We start from the raw sequence: 26,777 nt of genomic DNA, 5'->3' as shown, positions 1-26,777 counted from the left end.
AGCTTGGCCGAGCCGTGGATGATGGGGGTGTCGTCGCCCGGGAATTCGTACTTGTCCAGGAGCTCGCGCACTTCCATTTCGACCAGCTCGAGCAGCTCGGCGTCGTCGACCATGTCGCACTTGTTCAGGAACACGATGATGTAGCCCACACCCACCTGGCGCGCCAGCAGGATGTGCTCGCGGGTCTGGGGCATGGGGCCGTCAGCGGCCGAGCACACCAGAATGGCGCCGTCCATTTGAGCGGCGCCGGTGATCATGTTCTTCACATAGTCAGCGTGGCCGGGGCAGTCGACGTGAGCGTAGTGGCGGTTGGCCGTTTCGTACTCGACGTGGGCGGTGTTGATGGTGATGCCGCGGGCCTTTTCTTCGGGCGCTGCGTCGATCTGGTCGTAGGCCTTGGCTTCGCCGCCGAACTTGGCCGACAGCACCGTGGCGATGGCCGCCGTCAGCGTGGTCTTGCCGTGGTCGACGTGACCGATCGTGCCCACGTTCACGTGCGGCTTGGTGCGGGTGAATTTACCTTTTGCCATTTTTCGACTCCGAAAAAAACGATTTCAACGTATGCAGATGGGTTGCAAACCAGCTGTTGCAACCCCCAGAAACTGGTGCCCTTTGCGGGAATCGGACCCGCGACCTCTCCCTTACCAAGGGAGTGCTCTACCACTGAGCCAAAAGGGCTTTGTCTAACCAATCGCTTCCGGCGTCGAACCGGGTCTCTGGAGCGGGAGACGGGAATCGAACCCGCGTCATCAGCTTGGAAGGCTGGGGTTCTACCATTGAACTACTCCCGCATCGGGGGCACTCCAAGGCACCCAAAGCGCTAGATCCAATCGCTCTTAGAAACCAAATTCATCGCTGGTGGAGAGGGCTGGATTCGAACCAGCGTACTCGTAAGAGGGCAGATTTACAGTCTGCTGCCATTAACCACTCGGCCACCTCTCCGGCGAACCTCGAAATATAGCACGGTTTTGTGACTACACAGAACCCCCAGCACCAAGAAGAAGCGTGAGGAACTGCACGAGGCGGAACTGCGGGGATTATCCGCGAATTCAGTCGCCCGCCTGGCGCGCCTCCCGCCATGCACGCGCCTCGCCGAAATGTCCGCAGCCAATGAAAGGCACGGGCGGGCGCAACGCGGAAAGCGGCGACGGATGATTCGACATCAGCACCTTATGGCGCTCAATGTCGATCAACGCGCGCTTACTTTGGGCGTGCGCGCCCCAGAGCATAAAAACAACAGGTTTCTCGCCGCCTGATACATGGCGGATGACCGCATCGGTCAGCACTTCCCAGCCACGGCCCGAATGGCTGGCGGGCTGCCCCTCCTCGACCGTGAGGCAGGTGTTGAGCAGCAGCACGCCGCGGGTCGCCCATTTCACCAGGCTGCCGCCCGGGTTCGGGAACGGGGGAGGCGGCGTGCCGAGGTCGCGCTGCAGCTCCTTGAAGATGTTGCGCAACGATGGCGGCAGCGCCACGCCGGGCGCCACCGAGAACGCGAGCCCCTCCGCCTGGCCACGCCCGTGGTACGGGTCCTGGCCCAGGATGACCACGCGCACGTCTTCGGGGGGCGTCAATTCCAGCGCCCGCAGCGGTTGCGGCGGAAAGATCACGGCGCCGGCATCGAGGCGCTCGCGCAGGAAGCTGCGCAGCTTCACCCCGACGATGCTGCCGAAAAACTCGTCGACCAGCGGCTGCCAGCCCGGCGCCACGGGCCAGTCGGCGGGATCGCTGCTGGACAGCTGGTCCGGCCGATTCATTTGAACAGTGCAGCGAGCGCCTCGCCGGGTTCCTTGGCCCGCATGAAGGCCTCGCCGACCAGGAAGGCGTGCACGCCGGCCGCGCGCAGCGTGGCCACGTCCTCGCGCGTGGCAATGCCCGATTCCGTCACTGCCAGCCGATCGGCCGGCAGCTTGGGCAGCAGGTCGATGGTGGCCTGGATCGACACTTCGAAATTGCGCAGGTTGCGGTTGTTCACGCCGATGAGCGGCGTCTTGAGCTTGAGTGCGCGCTCGAGTTCGGCCGCGTCGTGCACTTCGACCAGCACCGCCATGCCGAGCCCGCGCGCCAGGGCTTCGTAGTCCTTCATCTCGGCGTCATCGAGCACGGCGGCGATCAATAGGATCGCATCGGCGCCCATCGCACGCGATTCGTACACCTGATAGGGATCGACGATGAAGTCCTTGCGCAGAACCGGCAGGTCGCACGAGGCGCGGGCCTGCTTCAGATAGTCGACGCTGCCCTGGAAAAACTGCTTGTCGGTGAGCACCGAAAGGCAGGCGGCGCTGATCTCGCCGTCGCCTTCGGCATAGCTCTGGGCGATGTCGGCCGGAATGAAGTCTTCGCGCAGCACGCCCTTGCTCGGGCTGGCTTTCTTGACCTCGGCAATCACCGCGGCTTGGCCGGCAGCGATCTTGGCGCGCAGCGCGCCTTCGAAATCGCGCGTCAGCACGCGGCTCTCGGCGTCGAAGCGCACCGCTTCGAGCGGGCTTCTCTTCTGCGCCGCAGCAATTTCCTGCCGCTTGACGGCAATGATCTTGTCGAGGATATCGGACATGTTCTGTGTTCCAACCAATCTGTTGCGGCTCAAACGGCCGCGGAGGCCTTGACGAGTTCAGCCAGCTTGGCCCGCGCGGCGCCCGATGCAATGGCCTCGCGTGCGCGCTCGATGCCCTTGGCGATCGAATCGACCACGTTGGCCGCATACAGCGCCGCGCCGGCGTTGAGGAGCACGATGTCCAGTGCCGGGCCGGCCTGGTTGTCGAGCACCCCCAGCAGCATGGCCTTCGACTGCTCGGGCGTTTCCACCCGCAGCGCGCGGTTGCTCGACATGGCAAAGCCGAAGTCTTCGGGGTGCAGTTCGTATTCGCGGATCTCGCCGTCCTTGAGTTCGCCCACCATGGTGGCAGCGCCCAGCGAAATCTCGTCCATGCCGTCGCGGCCGTACACCACCATGGCATGCTCGGTGCCCAGGCGCTGCAGCGCACGCACCTGGATGCCCACCAGATCGGGGTGAAAGACGCCCATCAGGATGTTCGGCGCGCCCGCCGGGTTGGTCAGCGGACCGAGGATGTTGAAGATGGTCTTGATGCCCAATTCCTTCCGCACCGGCGCGACGTTCTTCATGGCCGGATGGTGGTTGGGCGCGAACATGAAGCCGATGCCCACCTCTTCGATGGAGCGCGCAATCTGCTCCGGCTGCAGGTTGATGTTGACCCCGAGCGACTCCAGCACGTCGGCGCTGCCCGACTTGCTCGACACGCTGCGACCGCCATGCTTGCTCACCTTGGCACCCGCCGCGGCCGCGACGAACATCGAGCAGGTCGAGATGTTGAATGTGTGCGAGCCGTCGCCGCCGGTGCCGACGATGTCGACCAGATGCGTGGTGTCTTTCACCGGCACCTTGGTCGACACTTCGCGCATCACCTGCGCAGCCGCCGTGATCTCGCCGATGGTTTCCTTCTTGACACGCAGGCCGGTGATCAGCGCCGCCATCATCACGGGCGAGCACTCGCCGCTCATGATGAGCCGCACGATGTGCAGCATCTCGTCGTGGAAGACCTCGCGGTGCTCGATGGTGCGCTGCAGCGCTTCCTGGGGAGTGATCATGGGAAGTCTCCTGAGTGTTTTGTCAGTGTCCGGCACCGGCCGCCGGCGCATCCGTGAACGCAAGCTTGAGGCCGAAGCCGATGAAGAGGACGCCCGCCGCGCGGTCGAGCCAGTGCATGCCTTTTTGCACGGCACCGCGGCGCGCCATCCAGCCAGCCGCCACGGCCCAACCCACGTTGACGGGGATTGCGTTGAGGTTGAACAGCACGCCCAGCAGCACGAAGTACAGGGCCTTGTTGTCCGCGCCGGGCGCGATGAACTGCGGCACAAAAGCCAGGAAGAACAACGCCACCTTGGGGTTGAGCACGTTCGTCCAGAACCCGCCGAGGAAGATCGCCTTGAGGCTGCGCTCCCCGCTCACCGCGGCCGCGGCCTTGCCCAGGTCGGCGGGTGGCGCCGCGCGAGAGAGCACCATGCGCACGCCAAGGTAGAGCAGATAGGCCGCACCGATGTACTTGAGCACCGCGAAGGCCGCTGCGGACGTGGCCATCAGGGTGCCGACGCCGACTGCGGCGGCAAAGATATGAACGAAGCAGCCGGCGGTGATGCCGAGCCCGGCGACGGTGCCGGCGCGCACACCGGAGCGAAGCGAATTCGTCACGACGTAGAGCACGTCGGGGCCCGGCGTGAGGTTCAGCAGCCAGCCGGCGGCGATGAAAGCGAGCAGATGCGGAAGATCGGGCATCGCACAGCTCCTTGAAGTTCAGGCGTTGAAGAAGCCGCGAATGGCGGCGACGGCGCGGTCCACGCCGGCGGCATCGACATCGAGGTGCGTGACGAAGCGCAGGCGATAGAGCCCGGTCGCAAGAATGCCCTGCTGGTTCAGGTGGGCCAATAGTTCCGAAGAACGAGCCTGCGCCGCACCCGTCAGGTCGACGAACACGATGTTCGTGTGCGGCGCCTCGACCTTCAGGCCTTCGATGCCTTCGAGCCCCTCTGCCAGTCGCCGGGCCAGTGCATGGTCTTCAGCCAGCCGATCGACGTGGTGGTCGAGCGCATGCGAAGCCGCCGCGGCAAGCAAGCCGGCTTGCCGCATGCCGCCGCCCGCCATCTTGCGGATGCGGTGCGCCCGCGCGATGAAGTCGCGCGAACCGACCAGCGCCGAACCGATGGGCGCTCCAAGGCCCTTGCTGAAGCAGACCGATACGCTGTCGAAGCATTGCGCGATGCGGCGTGCTTCGGCGCGAATGTCGCTGCGCTTGTTCAGCGCCGCCTGCGCCGTTGCGGCGTTGAAGAGGCGAGCCCCGTCCAGGTGCCGCTGCAGCCCCTTGCTCCTGGCCAGATCGGTCGCGGCCTGCACGTATTCAAAAGGCAGCAGCTTGCCGCCGAGCGTGTTCTCCAGCGCCAGCAGCCGCGTGCGCGCAAAGTGCGCGTCATCGGGCTTGATGGCCGCTTCAATCTGCGCAAGCGGCAGCGTGCCGTCGGGCGCATGGTCGAGCGGCTGCGGCTGCACGCTGCCGAACACCGCCGCGCCGCCGCCTTCCCAGCGGTAGCAATGCGCCTGCTGCCCGACGATGTATTCGTCGCCCCGCCCACAGTGCGAGAGGATGGCGCACAGGTTGCTCTGAGTGCCGGTCGGCACGAACAGCGCCGCCTCGAAGCCCAGCAGCGCGGCGATCTTCTCCTGCAGCGCGTTGACGCTCGGGTCGGTGCCGAAGACGTCGTCGCCGAGCGGCGCCGCCATCATGGCCTCGCGCATAGCCGGGGTGGGCTGCGTGACGGTGTCGCTGCGCAGGTCGACGATGGAAGAGCAGTCCGTCATGGCGTGGTCAATCCAGAAAGTTCTTGAGCATCGCGTGGCCGTGCTCGGTAAGGATCGATTCGGGGTGGAACTGCACGCCCTCGATGCGCACGTCTTGCGCAAAGCCGGTGTGACGCACGCCCATGATCTCGCCGTCGTCGGTCCAGGCGGTGATCGCCAATTCCTTCGGGCAGCTTTCGCGCTCGATGGACAGCGAGTGATACCGGTTCACGGTGAACTTCTCGGGCAGCCCCGCGAACACACCTTCCTGCGTGGTCGTGATCTCGCTGGTCTTGCCGTGCATCAGTTGCTGCGCGCGAATGATCTTGCCGCCGAAGGCCGCGCCGATGGCCTGGTGGCCGAGGCACACGCCAAGAATCGGCAGCTTGCCCGCGAATTCCTTGATGGCCGCCACCGAAACGCCCGCTTCCGCCGGCGAACAAGGGCCCGGCGACACCACGAGCCGCGTAACGCCCGAGGCGATCAGCTCGCCGATCTGCGCCACCGTGATCTCGTCGTTGCGGTGCACCTGAACATCCGCACCCAGTTCGCCCAGGTACTGGACGATGTTGTAGGTGAAGGAATCGTAGTTGTCGATCATCAGCAGTTTCATGGCTTGCTCACAATCCGGTGCACGCCCTTGACGACGGGGAACACGTTGAAGTTGATCAATAGGCCCAGCTTGAGGCCCGAGAGCCGCAGCGCGGCAAGCACCTGCGCGCGGTGCAGGTCGGTCAGCACGTCGACCGCCTTGAGTTCCACGATGACCGATTGCTCGACCACGAAGCCCGCGCGGTACACGTCGCCCAGCGAACGACCCTTGTAGCTCGCGGACAGCGCCACGCCCTGCGCAAAACCGATCTCGCGCTCTGCGAGTTCAATGGCCAGTGCCGCGGCATAGGCGTCTTCACTCAGGCCCGTGCCGAGCACGCGCTGAACCTCGACGGCGGCGCCGATGATTTCGTGCGAGAAATCGTTCTGAATGTCCGGTACGTTGCTCATTCCAGCCCCTCCTCGACCAGCTCGGCGGCGCGCAGCAGTGCGCGCGCCTTGGCTTCTGTTTCTTTCCACTCCAGCTCGGGCACCGAATCGGCAACCACGCCGGCCGCGGCCTGCACGTGCAGCATCTGGTCCTTCACGATCCCGGTGCGGATGGCGATGGCCACGTCCATGTCGCCCGCATAGCTGATGTAGCCGCAGGCGCCGCCGTACAGGCCGCGCTTGGTGGGCTCCAGCTGGTCGATGAGTTCCATCGCGTGCACCTTGGGCGCGCCGGTGAGCGTGCCAGCCGGGAACGTCGCCTTGAGCACGTCGATGGCGGTCATGCCGTCTTTCAGCGTGCCCTCGACGTTGCTCACGATGTGCATCACGTGGCTGTAGCGCTCCACCGCAAAGGCCTCGGTCACCTTCACAGTGCCGGTCTTGGCGATGCGGCCGATGTCGTTGCGCGCGAGATCGATCAGCATCACGTGCTCGGCGCGCTCCTTCGGGTCGTTGATGAGTTCTTCCTCGGCCGCCTTGTCGAGCTCCAGCGAGGCGCCGCGCGGTCGCGTGCCGGCCAGCGGACGGATGGTGATCTTCTGCTCGCCCTCGCCCGTGTTCTCCTGGCGCACCAGGATTTCGGGCGAGGCGCCCACCACGTGGAAATCGCCCAGGTGGTAGTAGTACATGTAGGGCGACGGGTTGAGCGAACGCAGCGCGCGGTACAGCGACAGCGGCGACTCGGTGTAGCGCTTGCTGATGCGCTGCCCCACCTGCACCTGCATGAAGTCGCCGGCGGCGATCATCTCCTTGGCGCGCTCCACGGCCGCAAGGTAGTCGGCCTTGGCAAAGCTGCGCTCGGGCGGATGCGGCTGCGTGGGCTTCACGATGGGTGCGCTGACCGAATACTTGAGCTTTTCCTTCAGCTCGCGCAGGCGGCGCTTGCCCGCCGCATAGGCCTCGGGCTGCTTCGGATCGGCATAAACGATCAGGTAGAGCTTGCCCGAGAGGTTGTCGATGACGGCAAGCTCTTCGCACTGCAGCAGCAGGATGTCGGGACAGCCCAGCGTATCGGGCGGGCAGCTTTTTTCGAGCTTGCGCTCGATGTGGCGCACCGTGTCGTAGCCGAAATAGCCGGCAAGGCCGCCGCAAAAACGCGGCAGGCCCGGCCGCAGCGCCACCTTGAAGCGTTTCTGATATTCGGCAACGAAATCCAGCGGATTGCCCGAGGCGGTCTCGACCACGTGGCCGTCTGTCACCACTTCGGTCACGGCTTCGGCGCCGAAGCCGCTGGCGCGCAGCAGTGTGCGAGCCGGCAGTCCGATGAAGCTGTAGCGCCCGAAGCGCTCGCCGCCCACCACCGATTCGAGCAGGAAGCTGTGCTTGCCGCCGCCCTGCGAATGGGCCAGCTTGAGATAGAGGGAAAGAGGCGTTTCGAGGTCGGCAAAGGCCTCGGCCATCAGCGGAATGCGGTTGTAGCCCTGGGCGCTGAGGCTCTTGAATTCAAGTTCGGTGATCACGGATTCGTTCTCCAATTGCCTCCGGCGCTCGAGTTTGGCCGGTGGCAAGGTCATTCACTGGTGGTCCGGAGTCGATGAGCGATCCGGTACCGCGGGCGCACGGCGTGCGCCGTGCAATCAAACAGTCAGCGATGTATGGCGACGCCAGGGCCAGGCTCCCCGGCTGCCTTCACCTGTTTGAATGATGTGATGAACGAACATGGAGCGTGGAGTTTAGCCCACGAAAACGCGCCGCGTGCAACAGCTCGCTTCAGGGTTCCCCCGAGGGGGACGGGGTAGAACGAAAAGATACATTAGCACGACCGTTCGCAAATCGAGGAGAACCCCTTGTCCGCCTTTTCGCTCCCGACCCTGTCGTTCTCCCGCCTGGCCGCCCTGGCCTTCGCTTCGGCCGTGCTCGGCGCCTCGGCCGCCCAGGTCGACGTGGCCGGCGTCAAGCTGAACGATACCCTCGACTTGCGCGGCAGCACCCTGCAGCTCAATGGCGCGGGCGTGCGCTACAAGGCCGTGTTCAAGGTCTACACGGCGGGGTTCTACGTGGGCAAGAAAGTCTCCACGCCCGAAGAGGCGCTGGCCGCGCCGGGCCCCAAGCGCGTGGCGATCACCATGCTGCGCGACATCGAGGCCAACGAGCTCGGCAAGCTCTTCACCAAGGGCGTGGAAGAAAACTCGCCCAAGAGCGAAATGGTCAACCTCATTCCGGGCCTGCTGCGCATGGGACAGATGTTCGCCGACCAGAAGCAGCTCAAGGCCGGCGACACCTTCACCATCGACTGGCTGCCCGGCACGGGCACGGTGATCACCGTGCGCGGCGTGGCACAGCCGGACCCAATCAAGGAACAGGCCTTCTTCAACGCGCTGCTGCGCATCTGGCTCGGCCCCGTGCCGGCCGACTGGAAACTGAAGGACGCGCTGCTCGGAAAGCAGCCGTAGCCGCGGCCTTCCGGCTCAGGCCGCCGCGCGATCGAGTTCGGCGAGCGAATCCACGAAGCCGTCGGCATCCACACCGCGCACCGGCTCGCCATGGTTGTAGCCATAGGTCACGAGCAGCACCGGACAGCCGGCCGCACGTGCGGCCTTGGCGTCGTTGCTCGAGTCGCCGATCATCAGCGTGCGCGCAGGAACGGTGCCCAGCGCCTCGCAGGTCTTCAGCAGCGGCAGCGGGTCCGGCTTCTTGCGCGCGAAGGCATCGCCACCGAAGGCGAACTCGAAGAAGCCATCGAGCCCCTTGGCGGCGAGCAGCGGCTTGGCGAACGAAGTCGGCTTGTTGGTGAGGCAGGCCAGGCGCAGGCCGCGCGACCGAAGCGCCTTGAGCCCCTCGACCACGCCCGGGTACACCGCCGAGTGCTGTCCATTGATGGCCAGGTAGTGGTGCTGGTAGCGCTCCCAGGCCCGGTCGAACAGCGCTTGCACCCGTGCCTGCAGCACCTCCGCGCCGGCACCCGCCACGGCGCCTTCGTTGGAAGACATCACATGCGCGAGCGCCGAATGAATCAGGTGCTCCGAACCCTTGCCCACCATTTTTTCGATGGCCGCTGGAGCCACCGGCGGCAACGACAGGTCGGCGAGCATGTGGTTGAGCGACACCGCGAAATCGCCGAGCGTGTCGACCATGGTGCCGTCGAGATCGACGATGGCGGCATCGAAGCGGGTGTGGTCGAAGCTAATAGAGTTCAAAACAAACAAACAGAGTTCAAAAAACTGTTTGGTACTTTACCGGGCATGAAGAAATAGAGTTCAAAACATTCTTCAAAGATCCTAGATAAGACGCAAGCCGCCACCAGCCGAGTCGCTGACGACCTCGTGCTTCAGTTGGCAGTGTCTGGTGGAGATTCCTACGAGTACGCCGAGAAGCGGCGCTTGTTCTGCGTCGCCATCGCTCGGGCGCGCTCAACAGCAACGCTCATCACCATTGCTGTAAGCGACCAGTGATCCCATTTTGACCCAAGAACAAGGCCAAGGACTGACACGCGGCACAATGCCGCCCATGATTTCGTCAGCCCATGCGCAAACTGCCCCCGCGGTCGCAGCTCGTGCACCTATCGGCCGAGAGAAGCACACCCAACCTTTGGTAGCCCCGTCGAATTTCGCTTGGTCTCCCTGAGACCACATGGGTAGGACGCGCGGCCATTGCGCCGCTACGAGAACGCATCGAACCACTTGGCGTCGCCGCCGAAAAGTTCGGTCAGCTTGCGTGCCTTGGCGAAAGGCGTCTGAAGCATCGGCGCCTCATCGACGTTCTCGAAGCGAGACCGCGGCCCAGAAATCGTCGGCGCGAGGTTCCCGCCGTGATTCTCGACCTGCCGCGGGTGCGATTGAAAGATTGCCTCTAACCTGCTGACGTCGATCCGGTCGGCGCCGCTAGCAGTGGCACTAGGTCCAACACCATCGCGTTCGAGCCACCTTCATCAAGCGCTTGAGCAAAGGTTTGATGGATAGCCTCAGCGATGACGCTTGCTGCCCCAATGTCGTTGGCCATCGTGTTGTAGTACCCGAGGTCCTTCTTGGCGTTCGACATGGCGAAGCGCAATGCTGACGAATCGCCAGACGCGAGGTATGGCCTCAAGCGTTCCAACGCCGCGCCTCCCCCTCCGCCCTTCGCCAAAATGTCAACGAATACTTCGGACGCGATCCCGGAGCGCTGAGCACAAGCAGCGGCTTCGCACAGAAGAGCAACGAATCCGAGAGAAACGTAGTTATGAAGCAGCTTCATGCGATGACCCGCGCCGATCGGCCCTGCGTGGTTAATGTTTTCGGCAAACGACGCCAGCAGGGGACGGCACTGATTGAATAGTTCCCCATCACCGCCAACCAGCAGGTTAAGCCGACCCTCGGCAGCCTCCTTCGGAGTTCGGGTCATCGGCGCGTCAAGAAATAGCCCCCCCGCGGCCTTCACGGCCTCAGCAATCCGTTCGGTGGACGAGGGCACGGCCGTCGAACAGTCAATGATCACCGTTCCTTGCCGAAGCCCCTGCAACACGCCCCCATCGCCGAGCAATACCGCTTCCACCTGTGGCGTACCCGTCACGCATAGGATGACGACTTCCGAGGCCGCTGCGAGTTCCGCGGCGCTGGCCTGCGTCGTCGCACCAGCCGCTTTCAACTGGTCCAGAGGTTGGTTGCCGGAGTGTTCGAGCACCGTCAGCGCATAACCGTGCTTGAGGATATTTTGGGCAATGCCATGTCCCATCAAGCCAATGCCAATCATCCCAATATTTTTCATTGTGGTTGTCGTGAGCATCTTTTTCCTCATGCTGAGAATGACGGGCAGCAAATCTAAGCTCGGCGTTCCGCGCTTTGCTGATTCTCGAGTTAGGTTGTGTGCCGCGGGCTATAGCGTCACGACAACCTTGCCGAAGTGCGATCCGCCTTCCATGTGCTTGAACGCGGCGACCGCATCGGAAATGTCTCTGGTGCTGTCGATGACGGGACGGATGTTATTAGCAGCAATAGCCCTGTTCATCGCATCGAAGCGCGCGCGCGAACCAACTGCGATTCCCTGCACCCGAACTACAGGTCCGATGAGTTGTCGTAGCTGAATGGTTGCGTTGTAGCCAGCTACAAAGCCCACCACGGCCACGAATCCGCCAAAAGCGGTAGCCGTTAGTGATTGCGAGAGGGTAGCGCCCCCCGTCTCGACGATGAGGTCGGCACCTCGCCCGCCGGTCACGTCTTTCACCGCATGTTCCCACTCGGGAGTCGTCCGGTAGTTGATCCCTATATCAGCGCCCAGCACTTTCATCTTCTCGAGTTTTGCATCGCTAGACGATGTCGCGATGACGGTCGCACCTGCAGCCTTGGCAAACTGAAGCGCGAACAACGCAACGCCTCCGCTTCCCTGAACGAGGACGGTGTCGCCCGGCTTCACATTGCCCTCGGCAAGTGCGGACCATGCGGTCAATCCGGCTATAGGCAAGGTCGAGGCCTCTTGGTCAGAAAGCAGGTCCGGAGCCCTAACCGCGTCCTCTGCTGGGACCACGATATAGGTCTGCAGCACACCGTCCAGGGGCGCACCCAGCGTGCGCGAAGATCGCTGTTGCGGAGTGGGTAACCCGTCGTGCCAACCCTGGGTGTAGATCGGCGTCACCCTATCCCCCACGGCGAACCGGTTGACCTCTTCACCGATCGCAACGACCGTGCCGCATGCGTCCGAGGCAGGCACGAATGGCAGCGGCAGATTGGGAATGTAGGTTCCCGTCAGCACCGCCAAGTCACGATAGTTGAGACTAACGGCGCGAACGCGAATCAGAATTTCGCCGCGCCTCGGTTGGGGTACGGGTCTATCGGCCAGTTCAAGGGAGTCGAGCGAGAACCCTTTGGCTACGAGAGCCTTCATGGTCGAAGGGATGCTGGTCATTGGTTTTCCAAGGCAATTTGCGAAGATGGAGGAACGAGTCGAAAGAGCGTTAATCGAGCCAATCGGAGCTGCAGAGTCGAAGCACCCTCGGCCAAATGAGCTAGGCTGACATTGCGTCGGGCGAGATGGATCTCACCGATAGAGGCATCCCCGCCGTCACTTCAGTCAACTCCAGATTTGGTGGTACTCGTGGCTGAGAATGGGATAGATGCGTTCTGTGAAATTCGGCAGGTCGGCGAGCAGCGTCTTTCCTTCTGGACTGGCCAACGAGGCCACGAGCGCCGCTTCGGAGTCGAACCACAGTTCCGAAAATCCGTCATAGCCGAACTCCGGAAAGCGCTCACGATCAACGAGATTCACCGAATACCGACGCATGTTGGGTAGCTTCTTGCATAGCTCGGCATGAACGTGAAACCAATGCTGGACAAATTCTTCATGTGACATGCTCGCCTTCTTGACTACGAGTCCGAGGCGTTTGACGCAGTTGGGCTTCATCGATTACTCCAGTGCTTGCCGATATAGGGGCACGCAAAAAATAGAACTGAGAGGATGCCCTGTATTCAGCGAATCACAAGGCATCAGCCCTCCGATTCATGCCTACTTACTTGATGCGTCGCTCGAGGTCGGGATACTAGGCACAGGGCGCGAATCCGAATATCAGTTTCTGGACAACAGAGACTTTCGGATTGTCGAACTCGGTAGAAACCCTCCCCCGTTTTCGAGCAACTTTTGGCGTGTCGATGTGCCTGAAAGCCAACCCATCCTCCACACTTGCGCCCTTAAGGCAATCGACAAATGCGGATGAAGTTGTGCACCGACCACAAGACCGTGCACCATAGGACTTGGTGTGCGCCCGCCACACAAAACGGCATGGTCTCGCGCCTATGTCAGACCGGCAGGGCCCCGCTTATCGCTGCCAGCTCGGTTGTCAGACCAACTCAATGTTTTCGCTGCGTCGACAGGCACGCTACTAGCTCGTCGCGGTAAAAATTTGGCTCGCGCACCTTTCGCAGGCCCACGTTCAGTTCACGATGCGCCCATGGCTCGGCCAAAGTGATCAACTTCACCCGGTCTCTGGCGTCGTCGGATACTGCAGAGCGCGGCACGAGGCCTATTCCGGCGCCGCTACCAACAAGTTTGCAAAGGGCCTCGTAGCTTGCCAGCTGAACGCGCAGATCCAATCTTCCACCAATGTCTCCGGCGTGCCGAACGAGAAATGTATGCAGTGCAGCGCCTTGCAAGAGGCTGATGAAGGGAAATTCGAGGCATTCGGAAAAGCGAACCGCGCGTTTCCTACTCAGCGCGTGACCGCGCGGAACTGCCAGGACGAGTTCGTCAATTCGATAGGGAAGGTAGTCAAGAAGGGGGTGCCTTTCCTCTACGGCTAGCACCCCCACGTCGGCTCTTCCCTCAAGCAAGGCCGCCACGATAGTCCCACTGTTCCGCTCTTCCAAGCTCACCCGCACCGAAGGATGCTCGTTGAAGAAATGGGCCAGATCATCTGGTAAGAAGGAGTTGATGGCGTTGGTGTTCGCGAAAAGGATCACATGCCCCGTGACGCCCTGCGCAAATGGCGACAGGTCGGCATGCATTTGCTCCAACTGTGCAAGCAGACGGCGCGCGTGTTCTGCAAGGACTACGCCGGCCGGTGTGGAACTGACACCTCTTGCATTGCGCTGCAACAATCGCGTGCCCACCGCCTCCTCAAGAGACCGAATCCGGGCACTGACTGAGGAAGGCGCCAAATTGCAGCGAACCGCTCCCCGGGACAAATTTCCCTCGTCCAAGACGGCCAGGAATACGCGCAGATCAACCAGGTCGTAGTGCATGCAGGCATTTTGCCAGCCAGCGTTCGGCTATGCCGAATGCTCGTTTCGGTAGATGTCGCTTTGGGCTCGTGGGGGTGAGCCCTAGAGTGGAACCATGAAGATCAATCGAATCGAAGTGTTTGCGCTCCGAGCACCTCCACAGGGGCGCCCTCATTGGACCAGCCATTTCATCGTGCCAACCGCCAACGAAATTTTGGTACGGCTCTATACAGATGAGGGAATCGATGGATTCGGCCTCGCCACCAGCTATACGCCCATCGATCAAGCGATCAAGGCCTTTAAAGCGGGGCTGACCGACCAGATCCTCGGCGAAGACGCGCTGGCGCCGGAGCGGCTGTATCAAAAGCTTTTCCGACTAACGACAAGCAAGACCGCTAACGAGAAGGGATGGTCCCGCGAGGCGCTGATTCGCATCAGCGCGGCCGTGGATATCGCTTGTTGGGACATCGTTGGCAAAGCCGCGAAGATGCCCTTGTTCCGGATCTTTGGCGGATACCGCGATGAAGTTCCCGCATATGTGACCTGTGGCTACTACCGCGATGGCAAGGATAACCAAGAGCTGCGCGACGAAGTCTTGATGCTCAAGGAGCAGGGCCACACAGGCTTCAAGGTGAAAGCAGGTGGCCTGCCGCTGGGCCAAGACATCGAACGCATGGCTGTGATGCGACAAGCAATCGGTGCCGAAGCGCTTTTCATGGTCGACCCCAATCGTGCGTGGGACTTGGCAACGGCCATCGAAGGCGCCAGGCTGCTGGAGCCCTTGAATCCTCGATGGCTTGAAGAGCCGATTCGATGGGAGGACGACCGGAGGGGCCTTAAGTTGCTGGCCCAGAAGACTCGCATTCCGTTGTCCGGCGGAGAAAGCGAAGTCACCAGCTATGGGTGTCGTGCCATGCTTGAAGAGCACGCAATCCAAATTCTGCAGTTCGACTGCACGATGATGGGTGGATTCACCGAAGGCAGAAAGCTGGCAGGCCTATGCGAGCTTAATCACGTGCAGGTCGCGCCTCACCATGATTGCTTCATTCACGCGCATATCGTCGCGGCCAGTCCCGCTGGCTACATTGTGGAAGCTTTCACCGATCCCGAACGCGACCCCCTGCAGGCTGAACTGTTCGAAGATGCGCCGAAGATTGTCAATGGCCGCCTCAAGCTCAAAGAGCAGCCTGGACTGGGCCTCACCTTGTCGGAGAGCGCAATTCGGAAATTCGGTGAGCGGGTGATGTGATGAGCGCCCGCTTCGCGATCCATCCAATGCCGACCGTATTGGATGCTCAATTAGTTGATCAACTAGGTCGTTACGAGGCCGCCCAGCTGGCAGATTGCATGGGGAAGCCGCAGGCAGCGGGATCACATTTAGTTGGGCGGCATGATGGGACGCGTCTCGTCGGATGCGCGCTCACGGTCCGAACAAGACCGGGGGACCACCTGATGGTTCAGAAGGCAATCGACCTGGCACGCCCAGGCGATGTCATCGTGGTCGATGGCGGGGGCTTCGCTGAACAAGCCCTCGTTGGGGAGATCATGGTCACGCTGGCCTCAAAGAGGCGTATCGCGGGATTTGTGATCGATGGTGCAGTCCGGGATCTGCAGTTCCTGAGGGAGCAATCATTGCCCGTCTACTCAACTGCAGTGTGTCTTCGCGGGCCCAGCCGCGCTGGCCCTGGTGAGATCAACGTATGCATATCTGTCGGCGGTATGCAGGTTCGAGCCGGGGACATCGTCGTCGCAGATGCCGATGGGGTGGTAACCATACCCAGGGATGACGTTCCCGCCGTGCTGCAGGCAGCCGAGGCTCTGAGCCGCAAGGAATCTGCGACGCTGCAGGCCGTGCAAAGCGGTGATGTCGACCGCCATTGGGTCGACGCAGCCCTGCATGCGGGGGGCTGCCACTTCATTTCCGGCAGCTGAGTGGATCTATCCGCAAGAGAAAATTGAAGGAGACCAGAATGAAGAGATTGTTGCAAGCGATTGTCTTGGTGTGCATTGTTGAGGCACCCCTCACAGCCTTGGCGCAGTCAGCCCAGCCATACCCAAGCCGGCCGATCAAGATCATCGTTCCGTTCCCACCTGGGGGGACCACAGACATCCTCGCGCGCATCGTTGGACAGCAGATGTCGACTGCGTGGGGACAACCTGTCTTGATTGAGAACAAGGCCGGGGGAGGCGCGACGATCGGTGCTGACATGGTCGCCAAGTCGCCTGCGGACGGTTATACCCTGCTGATGGGTGCTGCACATCACACGATCGCACAGAACGTATATACAAAACTACCGTATCACTTCGGCAAAGACTTCGCCCCAATCAGCGTGATTGCGATGGTTCCGAATGTGATCGTCGTGAATGCCAACGTCCCTGCCCAGACAATTCAAGAGTTTGTTGCGTTGGCGAAGTCGCAACCGGGCAAGTTGAACTATGGAACAGCCGGTGCCGGCACGGCACATCACATGCTGGGTGAGATGTTCAAACTCAAGACAGATGTTGATCTGGTTCACGTTCCCTACAAGGGAAGTGCGCCGGCAGTGGCTGATCTCGTCGGGGGTCAGATTCAGGTGATGTTCGATACCGTAACCTCGGGGCTGCCTCAAATAAAAGCCGGGAAGACCCGCGCGCTGGCGGTGACCACTTCAGAACGATCCACCGCTTTGAAAAACGTTCCAACGCTGGCCGAAACAGTCATTCCGGGGTTCAACGCTGGGACTTGGTTTGGGCTCTTAGCACCCTCTGGTACTCCGCCCGCAATCATTCAGAAGATCACCGAAGAGATTCAAAAAACGGTGAGATCTCCCAGTGTGCGTAAACAGCTGCTCGACATGGGCGCCGAACCGGTTGGCGGCTCGTCGGAGGAGATGAATTCCCAGATCCAATCTGAACTCGCTACCTATGGCGCGGTGGCCAAGCAGATCAAGCTACATGTTGAATAGCCGGGATTAGTAGCTCGGAGCTCTCATTTACAAACACGTAACCTTAGTTCAACCCGAAAGTTATGCTTCCCGACATAGATTCGCTCGCCCTCTTCGTCAAAGCGGCTGAACTGCGCAGCTTGACGCGAGCGGCGGAGTCGTCGCACATGGGGTTGGCCGCGGCCAGTCGCCGGATCTCCCTGCTGGAGCATCGTCTCAAGTGCTCATTGCTCGAACGCTCACCGAAGGGTGTCGAGCTGACTCCCGCAGGCGCGACTCTATTGGTTCACGCGAAGGCGATGCTTCTCCAACTGAACCAGATGCAAGCGGATATGGACGACCATGGAGCCGGGCGTCGCGGGCAGCTCCGAGTATTGGCGAACACTTCGACCATGACGGAGTTTGTGCCCGGCGATCTTGCGCGATTCACGAAGCTCAATCCGGATGTGCTGTTGATCCTGGAGGAACGTTGGAGCGCTCAAATCGTTGCCGCGCTCCTGGCTGGTGAAGCAGATGTGGGCATCATCGTGGAAGGGGTGGCAACTGACGGTCTCGAAGTCTTCCCCTATCGCACCGATCGCCTAGCCGTGATCGTTCCGCAGGATCACCCGCTTGCCTCAAACGAAACAGTAGATTTCGTCGACGTGCTCGACTACGACCTGATTGCGCTCGAAAGCGGGTCATCGATGATGCGCTTGCTCGCCGAGCAGGCGGTCCACTTTGAGAAAGGGTTGCGACTGCGCGTGCAGGTGCGGGGCTTCGAGGTTGTCTGCCGCGTAGTTCAGTCAGGATTAGGTGTAGGCCTGCTTCCGTATCAGGCAGCGAGCGTCATGAGCCAAAGCATGGGTTTGACTGTGCGACCACTCACTGATGAATGGGCGGTCCGGCAAATGCTGACCTGCATAAAAAAGGACCGTCCACGCTCGATTTCCCTCACGAAGCTGTTGGAGGTGCTTACCGATGCGCAAGTTTCGGCCGACCTAGCTAACACGCGGCAAGCGCCGAGCACTGCCCAGGATTCGCTCGGCCTTCAGAATGACAGGGCGGTCCACCATCTTTCCGTCGACCGCGATCGCTGCGCCATGTGACTTTGCGATGGCCTGAACCACCTCTTCAGCCCATTTGATGTCAGCGGCACTGGGCGCGAAACACCGGTTCACTTCATCCAGCTGCGAGGGGTGGATACACAGCTTGCCTCCGAAGCCGATCCGTCTTGACCGCGCCGTGTCGGCGCTCAAGACCGCGACATTGCCGATTGCGGGCGTGACGCCATCCAAGGGCGCCTGTATGCCCGCGAGACGCGATTCGAGGACCAGCCGTGAACGAAAGTATAGAAGTGCGTCGTCATCCCCGGTGAGACCCATGTCGACCTGAAAGTCCAAGGTACCGAACGCCAGGCGTTCGACACAACGGGTCGTTGCTAGCTCGCTCGCTCGCTGAAAACCTACAGCGGTCTCGACGATCGGCAGAAGCCGCTTGCCATGAGTCGCGCAAGCCGAGACGAGTCCCGAGTCCAGAACTTCAGCCTTTGGCACCATCATCCCCACTACGCCGGGATTCGTCAGAAGTTCCAAGTCGTCCTGGTACCAGGGAGTATCCACAGCGTTGATCCGCACGAAGACAGGTCTCGAAGGGTTGAGCCAAGCACTGACGGCAGCGCGCGCGTGAACCTTGCGATCGGGACCGACTGCATCCTCCAGATCGAGAATGACCTCGTCGGCCGTGCTCGCCCAAGCTTTATCAAAACGATCAGGACGGTCGCCGGGCACGAAGAGGAAAGAACGGGCCGCTGCAGCAGACGGTGCGGTGGGTGGCGATAGTCTTGTTGTCATCGCCGGATGATTTCATGACGCGCATTGGTGCGGAATTCCACTTTCGCGAAGACCGGCTTCGAATTCTGCGAGCACGGGGTTACTCCGAACCTCGATTCTTGGCAAGTCCCGCTTGCCCAAATCCCGATGGCCGAGAGTTCGCCCCCTTCGCAGAATGCGATCACCAAGCCGTGCACGCTGCGCGCCGCTTGAATCGACGAAAGGCTCTTCAGCATGACGCGCCCCCTGGATGGAATAACCGTTATCTCGCTAGAACATGCAATCGCTGCGCCCTATTGCACGCGGCAATTGGCAGACCTCGGCGCCCGTGTGATCAAGATCGAGCGTCCTGGCGTGGGCGATTTCGCACGTGCCTATGACCAGCGCGTTGATGGAGAAGCTTCACATTTCGTTTGGGTGAATCGGTCCAAGGAGAGCTTGACACTCGATCTGAAGCAACCGACAGCGCTCGCGATCCTTCTGGAGCTCATCGCCGGCGCCGACGTTCTGATTCAGAACCTTGCGCCAGGGGCTGCAGCACGAATGGGACTGGGCGGTAAAGCTCTGCAGGCGCAGCATCCGGCGCTTATCGTCTGCGACATTTCGGGCTATGGCGCGGACGGCCCCTACAGGGACAAGAAGGCATATGACTTGTTGATTCAGAGTGAAGCGGGGTTTCTCTCTGTCACTGGGACGCCGGAAGCACCCTGCAAATCTGGGAACTCGATTGCGGATATTGCTGCGGGCATGTATGCCTACACCGCCATCCTCGCCGCTCTCCTGCAGCGCGGCAAAACAGGGAAGGGATCGCATATTGACGTATCAATGCTGGAATCCCTGGCCGAATGGATGGGGTTTCCGATGTATTACGCGTACGACGGAGCCACGCCTCCCCCACGAAGCGCGGCCTCTCACGCCACTATCTATCCATACGGCCCGTTTCCCGTCGGAGACGGCGGCACGGTGATGCTTGGCCTCCAGAACGAGCGCGAGTGGCGGGTGTTTTGCGAACGGGTGCTTTTGTCAACCGCGCTCGCGAGCGATGCTCGCTTCGACGCGAATGCAAAGCGAAATAGCAACCGCGAGACGCTCCGGTCGATGATCGTGGAGGTCTTTAGCACATTGAACACTTCGGAGGTCCTCGAGCGCCTCGATGCCGCACAAATCGCCAACGCACGCATGAACGACATGGCCGGCTTGTGGGCTCACCCACAACTCGCAGCTCGCGATCGTTGGCGTGACGTTGGCTCACCCGCAGGTCCGATACCTGCCTTGCTGCCCCCCGGCAGGCAAAGTGCTTTTGAGTACTGTATGGGCGCGGTGCCGGCGATTGGAGAGCACACGGAGGCGATATTGAAGTCGCTTGGTCGAAGCGCCAATGACATCGCAGCGCTGCGTGTCGCAGAAGCAATCTAAGTGGCCTCACGAGTTCCGCCACCAACTGCGTCCTCGGCACCTTCTCCACACGACCGCGTTCCACTGCGCAAGAATTTTCAGATGGATCACCCCGGGCGTACCAGTCCAACACAGGGATTCCGATGGACGAACGACAATTAAAATACTTTCTGGTGACCTCGGAGATGGGATCGGTGACCAGTGCGGCGGACAAGCTCGATATTGCTCAGCCCTCTCTAAGCCAGATGCTGCTGCGACTGGAAGAGGAGCTTGGCACAAAGTTGTTCATGCGAACGTCGCGTGGCGTGGTCATGACAGAGACAGGTCAAGTGTTCCGCGAACATGCCTTGAAGATTCTGTCAGACATGCGGCGCGTTCGGGACGAGATCAGGCTCGAGGACACCTTTGAGCGCTGCGAGGTGACGGTTGGGCTTCCGAGCTCTTTGGCCACCCTCATCGGATCACGTCTCGTGAGTGAGTTCCAGAGAGTTGCCCCGGGAGCCAAGCTGACACTCGTGGAAGCAATGTCGGGGCACATCCGTGAATGGTTGACTCGGGGCGAACTCGATGTAGGAGCGCTCTATAGCGCGCAGGATTGCTGTCATCTCTCTTTGCAGCAAATAGCTGTAGAGGAGCTGTTTCTCGTTGGAGAGTCCGGTGCCTTTGGTGATGTTGACGACGACGGACTGGCGATTGATTCCATCGATATTCTCGAGTTGAATCGCTTTCCTTTGATACTTCCAACAGCCCATCATGGGTTGAGACGCCTCGTGGATCAAAAGATCAAGCGCCTGGAAGGAAAAATCAACGTTCGCTTCGAGATCGACTCCCTGACACTGATTAAATCACTCGTCCGGGATGGACATGGGTATTCCATGTTGGCTCACGCCGCCATTTCGGAAGAGCTCAAGCGAGGGCAAATGTCGGCGGCCAGGATTGTGAAGCCGATTTTTCGGAGAGGGGTCTTTGTGGCAAGAAACCCCTTGCAGGTCGTGACAAGGGCATCTGTGAAGATGGCGGAGGCTATAACCAACGTATCTTGGAAACTCATTCAGGAGGGTGAATGGTTGGCCACTCGGGTCAAACCTCCGGCATCTGAGCCGTTTATCCAAGAGATAGAGCCTGCTCGGCTCTAGTCGGCTAGTGCTCAAGGAGCATTGCTGCACATTGCACGGCGGCTAGGGGCGTCAATTTGCACAGTGACCGTTGGGGACGGTCCGCGGCCAAGGGCGGAATGTGGTCGAGGTTATCACCCATCGCGATCAGGCCGGTCGTCGCTTCCCCTGCTTCATTGCGGTAAAGCCGCGGACAGGCGGCTTTCAACGACGTGTTTTCCTTTTCCGGGCTCCCTCCAGCGTAGGTGGAGGGACCTGTCTCACTTCCGATCGAACCAGACGGTCTGCGCGTTCATGAACTCCTGAACGCCAAAGTGCGAAAGCTCTCGGCCGTACCCGCTCTTCTTCACGCCGCCAATCGGAACTCGCGGGTCGGACGCCGAGAAGCCGTTGACGAAAAGTCCGCCAGTCTCGACGCGCCGTGCCAGGTCTTTGGCGAGGCCCTTGTTCCGTGTCCAGATGGCGCCGCTGAGACCAAACTCGCTATTGTTGGCGAGGTCGATCGCCTCATCGACTCCGTTCGCAACGATCAGTGATGCAGCCGGACCAAACGTCTCCTGGTCGAACGTTGTCATGCCGGGTTTGACGTTTCCGAGCACGGTGGGGGCATAGAAGTTTCCGTCGCCGGGAATCTTCGATGCGCCGAGAAGAACCCGCGCACCTGCTTCGACGCTTCGTTGCACCTGGGTATCCAGTTCGTCACGCAGATCGTGACGAGCCATGGGGCCAATGTACGTATCTTCGCTCTGCGGATCACCGACGCGAAGCGCCGCCACGGCTTGGACAAAACGCTCGGTGAACTCCTCAGCGATCGGAGCATCGAGGATGATTCGTTTGGCTGCGATGCAAATCTGACCGCTATTCTGGAAGCGGCCCACTACGGCCGCTTTGACAGCCTCTTCGAGATCCGCATCGGCGAGCACGATAAAGGGATCTGACCCGCCAAGCTCGAGCACGGTCTTCTTCAGCGCCGCTCCGGCCTGCGAAGCAATGGCGGAGCCAGCACGTACGCTGCCCGTCACGGCAACGGCGGCGATGCGATTGTCTACGATCGCCTTAGAGACCAAATCGTTGGTGATATTGACGACGGAGAACGCGCCCTTCGGAAGCCCCGCCTCGAGCCAGGCAGCTTCTGTGAGATAAGCGCAGCCCATCACATTCGGCGCGTGTTTGAGCACGTAGGCGTTGCCTCCCAGCAAGATCGGTACGGCCCCCCGAAGGATCTGCCAGTACGGAAAGTTCCACGGCATGATTGCAAGCACGGGGCCAAGCGGTAAGAACGACACGTAGGCCTGTTCACCGACACTGGTGGGCTTGTCGGCGAGAAGGTCAGCGCCATTCTCCGCATACCAGTCACACAGGATCGCGCACTTTTCCACTTCTGCGCGCGCCTGCACGATGGGTTTGCCCATTTCTTTCGTTGCCATCATGCCCAGGGGTTCAACATCGCGGCGCAAGATTTCCGCCATGCGCTTCAGTACCCGCAATCGCGCTGAAACGGCCATGCTCGACCACGTTTTGTAGCCCTGAGTCGCTGTGGCCAATGAGCGTTCAAGGCTCGCCGGCGACTCATAGGGGTATTTTGCGAACACCTCGCCGTTCGCGGGATTGGTTGACAGCGCGATGTCGGTTTGTAGGACCACTTGATTCACTTGGCTTCCTTTGAAAGTTTCGAGTTCACCGCGGTGTCGAGAAGGCTTACCGGAGGGAACGTGCAAAGCCATGAATGCTAGGGATCGATCGTGCGGCCGAATATCAGTTTCTCGACAACATCGGCTTTCAGATCATCGAAGTCAGGGAATACCCAGGGCCCCGGGCAGTTGGCCCATCCTCAGTTCAAACAAGGGAGCCTTGACGAACTTCGACTACCTGCACTTCCCGCCATGAGGCAGGATGGTGAAAGCAAAGGAGCAAAGGCGCCCCATGAACCATAGTTCGCAATCGGAGGGTCTCGTCCACATAGAAGGCTATGGTGCCGCACGCCCGTTCTCCGGTGCGTACGTGGAGCGTATTGACGTCTCGCGCACTGCTGTTCGGTTTCGAAGAGCCGAAGGAGGCGGAGCGTCGAAGGTCTTGCCAAACTTGCGCGAAGCGATTCGAGCGGCCGGGCTGAAGAGCGGGGATACGATCTCGTTCCATCATCACCTTCGAAACGGCGACGCGGTCCTCAACATGGTGATGGCCGAGGCCGCGGCCATGGGACTGCGTGATCTCACCGTGGCTGCAAGTTCGCTGTTCGCGGTCCATGCGCCACTGGTGGACCACATTCAACAAGGCACCGTCTCGCGCATCTACACGGCCTACATGACCGGACCGGTGGCCGATGCAATCTCGAGCGGGCTTCTTCGCGCGCCAATCGTCATGCAAACCCATGGGGGACGCGCCCGCGCCATCGAGTCTGGCGAGTTGCACATCGATGTGGCATTCATCGCCGCACCGGCAGCCGATGACTACGGCAATCTCAGTGGAACCCAAGGAAGGGCGGCATGTGGCCCACTGGGCTATGCGGTCGTCGACGCGCAATACGCAAGCTGCGTGGTTGCGGTGACCGATCAACTCGTTGCATACCCGTGCGGTTCGATTGACATAACCCAGGAGTTCGTCGACTTTGTGGTCGACGTGGACTCCATTGGCGACCCCAATGGAATTCTTTCGGGTACGACGCGTCCGACTACGGACCTGATCGGCCTGGAGATCGCGAGGCAAGCCTCATCAGTCATCGAAGCGTCGGGCTACCTGGTGGACGACTTCTCGTTCCAAACAGGGGCAGGCGGGGTCTCCCTGGCTGTCGCCGTTGAGGTGGGAATGTCTATGGGACGGCGTGGTGTGCGAGGAAGCTTCGCTGCGGGCGGAGTAACTGGTTATCTGGTGGACATGCTGGAACAAGGCCTGTTCCGAAACCTTTTCGACGTGCAGTGCTTTGACCTGAAGGCCGTTCAGTCGTACCGGGACGATAGTCGGCACCTGGCGATGTCGGCGTCGATGTATGCGAACCCCAACAATCGAGGCGCCGTTGCCAATCGACTGGATGCAATGATCCTCGGGGCTGCAGAGATCGACCGAGACTTCAACGTGAACGTGACGACCGGGAGCTCAGGTCGCATATTGGGTGGCTCAGGAGGCCATGCGGACACGGCAGCAGGCTCAAAACTGGCAATCGTAACGACGCGCCTGGCCGCTCGGGGCGGTCCCAAGGTGGTCCAAAAGGTGCGATGTATTACGACACCCGGAGAGACTGTTGACGTCGTTGTGACCGAATTCGGTATCGCCGTCAATCCACGGCGCGGTGAGCTCGAACATCGCCTCCGCAGGGCGGGGCTCATGCTGAAGTCGATCGATACCTTGTGCGCTGAGGCCGCCCGCTTGGCGCCGGTGGTGCCGTCTGCACCTGCAGACGGGCGAATCGTTGGTGTCGTTGAGTATCGCGACGGCACTGTGATAGACGTCTTGCGGATGGTGGCGTAAGTCGCTTCATCGAGACGACTACACGGACTGTGCCGGTGCCACGGCATTTCTACAGGGTCAGGATGGTGCACCCCGTGGTTTTGCGGGCCTCCAGGTCGCGGTGCGCCTGCTGCACGTCGGTCAAGGCATAGCGCTGGCCGATCGGGATTTTGACTGCGCCGCTCTGCACCACTTCAAACAAATCATCGGCCATGGCTTGCACGTTCTCACGGCTAGAGACATGCGAGAACAAGGTCGGCCGGGTCACGTAGTACGAGCCTTTTGCCAACATTCCGAGGTTGAAGGCCGGCACCGGACCCGAGCCGTTTCCGAAGACGGCGAGCAGGCCGAAGGGCTGCAGGCAGGCCAGCGAGCCTTCGAAGGTGTCTTTGCCGACGGAGTCATAGGCCACCTTCACGCCCTTTCCACCGGTGATTTCCTTCACGCGCTCGGCGAAGTTCTCATTGCCGTAGTTGATGGCATGCGCGGCGCCATACGCAAGGGCTGTCTGGCACTTGGCATCGCTGCCAGCGGTGCCGATGAGCTGGAGACCCATGGCCTTGGCCCATTGGCATGCGATCAGACCCACGCCACCCGCAGCAGCATGGAACAGGACAAAGTCGCCGGGCTGCAGGCCTCCGGCGGGTAATGTCTTCTTCAGCAGGTACTGCGCTGTGAGGCCCTTAAGCATCATCGCAGCGGCGGTCTCGAACGAGATCGCGTCCGGCAGCTTGCAAACGAGCTTGGCCGGCATCACGCGCGCTTCGCAGTACGCGCCGGGCGGCTGGCTCGCATACGCCGCGCGGTCGCCGGCCTTGAGGTGAGAGACGCCCTCGCCCACCGCCTCGACGACTCCGGACGCTTCCATGCCGAGCTGCAGCGGCATAGGGAACGGGTAGAGGCCACTGCGCTGATAGGTGTCCAGGAAGTTGAGGCCCACCGCATGGTGGCGAATGCGTATTTCGCCGGGCCCCGGATCGCCGACTTCGACCTCGACGATCTTCAGTTCCTCGGGACCGCCATTGCGGTCGATGCGGACGGCTCTGCCCATAGGTCTTGGCTCTTTGTGTTGAATTGGCGATCGGCTAGGGGCCAGGCGTCGAAGCCGTAGGGACCGAGGTGGCGTCGTACCCTGCGCGCGCGGATCAGAGTTTGGACTCAAACTCCGGTATCGCCTCAAACAGGTTGGCCACCAGCCCATAGTCGGCGACCTGGAAGATCGGGGCATCCGGATCACTGTTGATGGCAACAATCACCTTAGAGTCCCTCATTCCTGCCAGATGCTGGATGGCACCGGAGATACCGACAGCAATGTAGAGTTGTGGAGCGACAATCTTGCCGGTTTGGCCCACCTGTAAGTCGTTCGGAGCAAAGCCACTGTCCACTGCAGCGCGCGAAGCTCCTACCGCCGCACCCATCTTGTCAGCCAGTCCTTCGACAAGCGCAAAGTTGGCTTCAGACCCAAGGCCACGCCCACCAGACACAACGATATTGGCCGAGGTGAGTTCTGGACGATCCGAAGTGGCCACCTTGTCTTCTACCCAAACAGAGAGCTCGTCACCGGTGGCACCAGATACCGCTTGGAGCGAAGCCGCGCCGCCTGCTTGAACTGGAGCGAATCCGGCGGTGCGTACCGTAAAGACCTTTGGCGCATTGCCAGCGGCAACAACGGTCTGAATGGCATTCCCCGCATAGATGGGGCGTTCGAAAGTCGAGCCATCAATGACACTGATCACATCGGAAATCACCATGACGTCCAGGAGCGCAGCCACCCGCGGCAGCACGCTCTTGCAGAAGGCCGTCGATGCGCCGCAGATGTGCGAATACCCACTAGACAGTGAGACGACCAGCGCCGCAGTCGCTTCCGCCATGCCGTGGGCATATGCACGATTGGCCGCGATCAGCACATTGGCAACACCTGTGAGTCCCGATGCTTCGGCCGCGGCAGCCTCGCAGTCATCGCCTGCAACCAGAATATGTACCTCGCCCAACCCCTTGACCGCGGTAATTGTCTTGGCGAGGGAGTCGATCGCCAGAAAACCGCGATTGACGTCAGCAATAACAAGAACGGTCAT

At 61.0% G+C, this 26,777-nt stretch carries 27 protein-coding genes and 3 tRNA genes; 8 read left to right on the top strand and 22 right to left on the bottom strand.

Going from position 1 to position 26,777, the window contains the following annotated elements; all coding sequences use genetic code 11:
- The 12 genes from BLR24_RS22705 to trpE form a co-directional block, all read right to left on the bottom strand.
- Positions 1-530 (bottom strand): GTP-binding protein (locus tag BLR24_RS22705; RefSeq protein WP_139188790.1); only part of this gene is annotated, 530 nt, incomplete at its 3' end.
- A 73-nt stretch (positions 531-603) separates the two neighbouring features.
- Positions 604-678: transfer RNA gene (locus BLR24_RS22700), tRNA-Thr, on the bottom strand.
- A 39-nt stretch (positions 679-717) separates the two neighbouring features.
- Positions 718-791, bottom strand: a tRNA-Gly gene (locus tag BLR24_RS22695).
- A 65-nt stretch (positions 792-856) separates the two neighbouring features.
- A tRNA-Tyr gene (locus tag BLR24_RS22690) sits at positions 857-942 on the bottom strand.
- A 107-nt stretch (positions 943-1,049) separates the two neighbouring features.
- Complete coding sequence (locus BLR24_RS22685) at positions 1,050-1,757, bottom strand: uracil-DNA glycosylase (protein WP_093021049.1); 708 nt, start codon at positions 1,755-1,757, stop codon at positions 1,050-1,052.
- The gene (trpC, locus tag BLR24_RS22680) at positions 1,754-2,554 is read right to left on the bottom strand and encodes an indole-3-glycerol phosphate synthase TrpC (protein WP_093021047.1); all 801 of its coding nucleotides are present in this window, start codon (positions 2,552-2,554) and stop codon (positions 1,754-1,756) included. The genes BLR24_RS22685 and trpC overlap by 4 nt, the downstream gene beginning before the upstream one ends.
- Before the next feature lie 29 nt (positions 2,555-2,583).
- Positions 2,584-3,606 (bottom strand): anthranilate phosphoribosyltransferase, encoded by a 1,023-nt coding sequence (gene trpD / locus BLR24_RS22675; RefSeq protein WP_093021045.1) that lies wholly within the window; start codon positions 3,604-3,606, stop codon positions 2,584-2,586.
- A 22-nt stretch (positions 3,607-3,628) separates the two neighbouring features.
- Complete coding sequence (locus BLR24_RS22670; protein WP_093021043.1) at positions 3,629-4,291, bottom strand: LysE family translocator; 663 nt, start codon at positions 4,289-4,291, stop codon at positions 3,629-3,631.
- A gap of 18 nt (positions 4,292-4,309) precedes the next feature.
- Complete coding sequence (gene ltaE, locus BLR24_RS22665; protein WP_093021041.1) at positions 4,310-5,368, bottom strand: low-specificity L-threonine aldolase; 1,059 nt, start codon at positions 5,366-5,368, stop codon at positions 4,310-4,312.
- Between the two features lie 7 nt (positions 5,369-5,375).
- Positions 5,376-5,960: an aminodeoxychorismate/anthranilate synthase component II gene (locus tag BLR24_RS22660; protein ID WP_093021039.1), complete on the bottom strand. Its 585-nt coding sequence runs from the start codon at positions 5,958-5,960 to the stop codon at positions 5,376-5,378.
- The gene (locus BLR24_RS22655) at positions 5,957-6,349 is read right to left on the bottom strand and encodes a GxxExxY protein (RefSeq protein WP_093021037.1); all 393 of its coding nucleotides are present in this window, start codon (positions 6,347-6,349) and stop codon (positions 5,957-5,959) included. The genes BLR24_RS22660 and BLR24_RS22655 overlap by 4 nt, the downstream gene beginning before the upstream one ends.
- Complete coding sequence (gene trpE / locus BLR24_RS22650; RefSeq protein ID WP_093021085.1) at positions 6,346-7,848, bottom strand: anthranilate synthase component I; 1,503 nt, start codon at positions 7,846-7,848, stop codon at positions 6,346-6,348. The genes BLR24_RS22655 and trpE overlap by 4 nt, the downstream gene beginning before the upstream one ends.
- Before the next feature lie 327 nt (positions 7,849-8,175).
- Between trpE and BLR24_RS22645 the strand changes: the two genes are divergently transcribed.
- Entirely contained in the window at positions 8,176-8,781 is a 606-nt protein-coding gene (locus tag BLR24_RS22645; protein ID WP_093021035.1) for a chalcone isomerase family protein, read from the top strand.
- 15 nt (positions 8,782-8,796) lie between these two features.
- Here the strand turns inward: BLR24_RS22645 and gph are convergent, their stop codons facing one another.
- The 5 genes from gph to BLR24_RS22615 all read right to left on the bottom strand — a co-directional run bounded on the left by gph (position 8,797) and on the right by BLR24_RS22615 (position 14,034).
- A complete protein-coding gene (gene gph, locus BLR24_RS22640; protein WP_093021033.1) occupies positions 8,797-9,525 on the bottom strand; it encodes a phosphoglycolate phosphatase in 729 nt (242 codons plus the stop codon).
- Between the two features lie 652 nt (positions 9,526-10,177).
- Complete coding sequence (locus BLR24_RS22630; RefSeq protein ID WP_139188789.1) at positions 10,178-11,089, bottom strand: NAD(P)-dependent oxidoreductase; 912 nt, start codon at positions 11,087-11,089, stop codon at positions 10,178-10,180.
- A gap of 90 nt (positions 11,090-11,179) precedes the next feature.
- Positions 11,180-12,205, bottom strand: coding sequence for a zinc-dependent alcohol dehydrogenase family protein (locus BLR24_RS22625; RefSeq protein WP_254787519.1), 1,026 nt, complete (start codon positions 12,203-12,205; stop codon positions 11,180-11,182).
- A gap of 165 nt (positions 12,206-12,370) precedes the next feature.
- Positions 12,371-12,700, bottom strand: a complete 330-nt coding sequence (locus BLR24_RS22620; protein WP_093021031.1) for an EthD family reductase — start codon at positions 12,698-12,700, stop codon at positions 12,371-12,373.
- A 443-nt stretch (positions 12,701-13,143) separates the two neighbouring features.
- Entirely contained in the window at positions 13,144-14,034 is an 891-nt protein-coding gene (locus BLR24_RS22615; protein WP_093021029.1) for a LysR family transcriptional regulator, read from the bottom strand.
- 94 nt (positions 14,035-14,128) lie between these two features.
- Here BLR24_RS22615 and BLR24_RS22610 point away from each other — a divergent pair, with 94 nt between their 5' ends.
- The 4 genes from BLR24_RS22610 (at position 14,129) to BLR24_RS22595 (ending at position 18,025) form a co-directional block, all read left to right on the top strand.
- The gene (locus tag BLR24_RS22610; protein WP_093021027.1) at positions 14,129-15,262 is read left to right on the top strand and encodes a mandelate racemase/muconate lactonizing enzyme family protein; all 1,134 of its coding nucleotides are present in this window, start codon (positions 14,129-14,131) and stop codon (positions 15,260-15,262) included.
- Entirely contained in the window at positions 15,262-15,945 is a 684-nt protein-coding gene (locus tag BLR24_RS22605) for an RraA family protein (RefSeq protein WP_093021025.1), read from the top strand. Before BLR24_RS22610 ends, BLR24_RS22605 begins: the two co-directional genes overlap by 1 nt.
- 38 nt (positions 15,946-15,983) lie before the next feature.
- Positions 15,984-16,958, top strand: coding sequence for a Bug family tripartite tricarboxylate transporter substrate binding protein (locus tag BLR24_RS22600; RefSeq protein ID WP_093021081.1), 975 nt, complete (start codon positions 15,984-15,986; stop codon positions 16,956-16,958).
- A gap of 62 nt (positions 16,959-17,020) precedes the next feature.
- The gene (locus BLR24_RS22595) at positions 17,021-18,025 is read left to right on the top strand and encodes a LysR family transcriptional regulator (RefSeq protein ID WP_093021023.1); all 1,005 of its coding nucleotides are present in this window, start codon (positions 17,021-17,023) and stop codon (positions 18,023-18,025) included.
- Here BLR24_RS22595 and BLR24_RS22590 read toward each other — a convergent pair.
- Together BLR24_RS22590 and BLR24_RS22585 are read right to left on the bottom strand one after the other, a co-directional pair.
- Positions 17,918-18,769, bottom strand: a complete 852-nt coding sequence (locus BLR24_RS22590; RefSeq protein ID WP_093021021.1) for an HpcH/HpaI aldolase/citrate lyase family protein — start codon at positions 18,767-18,769, stop codon at positions 17,918-17,920. The two genes, BLR24_RS22595 and BLR24_RS22590, sit on opposite strands and share 108 nt — an antisense overlap.
- On the bottom strand, positions 18,766-18,984 hold the full coding sequence (locus BLR24_RS22585; protein ID WP_093021020.1) for a hypothetical protein: 219 nt from the start codon (positions 18,982-18,984) through the stop codon (positions 18,766-18,768). Before BLR24_RS22585 ends, BLR24_RS22590 begins: the two co-directional genes overlap by 4 nt.
- On the opposite strand from BLR24_RS22585, the gene BLR24_RS22580 reads away from it, so the two are divergent.
- A complete protein-coding gene (locus BLR24_RS22580) occupies positions 18,983-20,164 on the top strand; it encodes a CaiB/BaiF CoA transferase family protein (RefSeq protein WP_093021018.1) in 1,182 nt (393 codons plus the stop codon). The genes BLR24_RS22585 and BLR24_RS22580 overlap by 2 nt on opposite strands.
- Before the next feature lie 122 nt (positions 20,165-20,286).
- Positions 20,287-21,279, top strand: coding sequence for a LysR substrate-binding domain-containing protein (locus BLR24_RS22575; protein ID WP_093021016.1), 993 nt, complete (start codon positions 20,287-20,289; stop codon positions 21,277-21,279).
- Between the two features lie 239 nt (positions 21,280-21,518).
- Here BLR24_RS22575 and BLR24_RS22570 read toward each other — a convergent pair whose 3' ends face one another.
- Positions 21,519-22,982 carry an NAD-dependent succinate-semialdehyde dehydrogenase gene (locus BLR24_RS22570; protein ID WP_093021014.1) on the bottom strand — a complete coding sequence of 488 codons (1,464 nt, stop codon included), beginning with the start codon at positions 22,980-22,982 and terminating at the stop codon, positions 21,519-21,521.
- Positions 22,983-23,181: 199 nt separating this feature from the next.
- Here BLR24_RS22570 and citF point away from each other — a divergent pair, with 199 nt between their 5' ends.
- Positions 23,182-24,723 carry a citrate lyase subunit alpha gene (gene citF / locus BLR24_RS22565; protein ID WP_093021079.1) on the top strand — a complete coding sequence of 514 codons (1,542 nt, stop codon included), beginning with the start codon at positions 23,182-23,184 and terminating at the stop codon, positions 24,721-24,723.
- Between the two features lie 49 nt (positions 24,724-24,772).
- Here citF and BLR24_RS22560 read toward each other — a convergent pair whose 3' ends face one another.
- Both BLR24_RS22560 and BLR24_RS22555 read right to left on the bottom strand, forming a co-directional pair.
- Positions 24,773-25,753 carry a quinone oxidoreductase family protein gene (locus tag BLR24_RS22560; RefSeq protein WP_093021012.1) on the bottom strand — a complete coding sequence of 327 codons (981 nt, stop codon included), beginning with the start codon at positions 25,751-25,753 and terminating at the stop codon, positions 24,773-24,775.
- 94 nt (positions 25,754-25,847) lie between these two features.
- The gene (locus BLR24_RS22555) at positions 25,848-26,777 is read right to left on the bottom strand and encodes an electron transfer flavoprotein subunit alpha/FixB family protein (RefSeq protein WP_093021010.1); all 930 of its coding nucleotides are present in this window, start codon (positions 26,775-26,777) and stop codon (positions 25,848-25,850) included.

The sequence above is a fragment of the Variovorax sp. OV700 genome (genome assembly GCF_900099805.1).
Taxonomy (GTDB): domain Bacteria; phylum Pseudomonadota; class Gammaproteobacteria; order Burkholderiales; family Burkholderiaceae_C; genus Variovorax.
This window is presented reverse-complemented; position numbering and strand designations above follow the sequence as displayed.

Bases quoted from the DNA above. Each gene is read 5' to 3' on its own strand.
- citF (WP_093021079.1), top strand. From the start codon at position 23,182: ATGAACCATAGTTCGCAATCGGAGGGTCTCGTCCACATAGAAGGCTAT.
- BLR24_RS22590 (WP_093021021.1), bottom strand. From the start codon at position 18,769: ATGACAACAAGACTATCGCCACCCACCGCACCGTCTGCTGCAGCGGCC.
- BLR24_RS22625 (WP_254787519.1), bottom strand. From the start codon at position 12,205: ATGACCAGCATCCCTTCGACCATGAAGGCTCTCGTAGCCAAAGGGTTC.
- BLR24_RS22560 (WP_093021012.1), bottom strand. From the start codon at position 25,753: ATGGGCAGAGCCGTCCGCATCGACCGCAATGGCGGTCCCGAGGAACTG.
- BLR24_RS22605 (WP_093021025.1), top strand. From the start codon at position 15,262: ATGAGCGCCCGCTTCGCGATCCATCCAATGCCGACCGTATTGGATGCT.
- ltaE (WP_093021041.1), bottom strand. From the start codon at position 5,368: ATGACGGACTGCTCTTCCATCGTCGACCTGCGCAGCGACACCGTCACG.
- trpD (WP_093021045.1), bottom strand. From the start codon at position 3,606: ATGATCACTCCCCAGGAAGCGCTGCAGCGCACCATCGAGCACCGCGAG.
- BLR24_RS22620 (WP_093021031.1), bottom strand. From the start codon at position 12,700: ATGAAGCCCAACTGCGTCAAACGCCTCGGACTCGTAGTCAAGAAGGCG.
- BLR24_RS22585 (WP_093021020.1), bottom strand. From the start codon at position 18,984: ATGCTGAAGAGCCTTTCGTCGATTCAAGCGGCGCGCAGCGTGCACGGC.
- BLR24_RS22660 (WP_093021039.1), bottom strand. From the start codon at position 5,960: ATGAAACTGCTGATGATCGACAACTACGATTCCTTCACCTACAACATC.
- BLR24_RS22570 (WP_093021014.1), bottom strand. From the start codon at position 22,982: ATGGCTTTGCACGTTCCCTCCGGTAAGCCTTCTCGACACCGCGGTGAA.
- BLR24_RS22600 (WP_093021081.1), top strand. From the start codon at position 15,984: ATGAAGAGATTGTTGCAAGCGATTGTCTTGGTGTGCATTGTTGAGGCA.
- BLR24_RS22555 (WP_093021010.1), bottom strand. From the start codon at position 26,777: ATGACCGTTCTTGTTATTGCTGACGTCAATCGCGGTTTTCTGGCGATC.
- BLR24_RS22595 (WP_093021023.1), top strand. From the start codon at position 17,021: ATGCTTCCCGACATAGATTCGCTCGCCCTCTTCGTCAAAGCGGCTGAA.
- BLR24_RS22610 (WP_093021027.1), top strand. From the start codon at position 14,129: ATGAAGATCAATCGAATCGAAGTGTTTGCGCTCCGAGCACCTCCACAG.
- BLR24_RS22630 (WP_139188789.1), bottom strand. From the start codon at position 11,089: ATGCTCACGACAACCACAATGAAAAATATTGGGATGATTGGCATTGGC.
- BLR24_RS22580 (WP_093021018.1), top strand. From the start codon at position 18,983: ATGACGCGCCCCCTGGATGGAATAACCGTTATCTCGCTAGAACATGCA.
- BLR24_RS22575 (WP_093021016.1), top strand. From the start codon at position 20,287: ATGGACGAACGACAATTAAAATACTTTCTGGTGACCTCGGAGATGGGA.
- BLR24_RS22685 (WP_093021049.1), bottom strand. From the start codon at position 1,757: ATGAATCGGCCGGACCAGCTGTCCAGCAGCGATCCCGCCGACTGGCCC.
- BLR24_RS22670 (WP_093021043.1), bottom strand. From the start codon at position 4,291: ATGCCCGATCTTCCGCATCTGCTCGCTTTCATCGCCGCCGGCTGGCTG.
- trpC (WP_093021047.1), bottom strand. From the start codon at position 2,554: ATGTCCGATATCCTCGACAAGATCATTGCCGTCAAGCGGCAGGAAATT.
- BLR24_RS22655 (WP_093021037.1), bottom strand. From the start codon at position 6,349: ATGAGCAACGTACCGGACATTCAGAACGATTTCTCGCACGAAATCATC.
- BLR24_RS22615 (WP_093021029.1), bottom strand. From the start codon at position 14,034: ATGCACTACGACCTGGTTGATCTGCGCGTATTCCTGGCCGTCTTGGAC.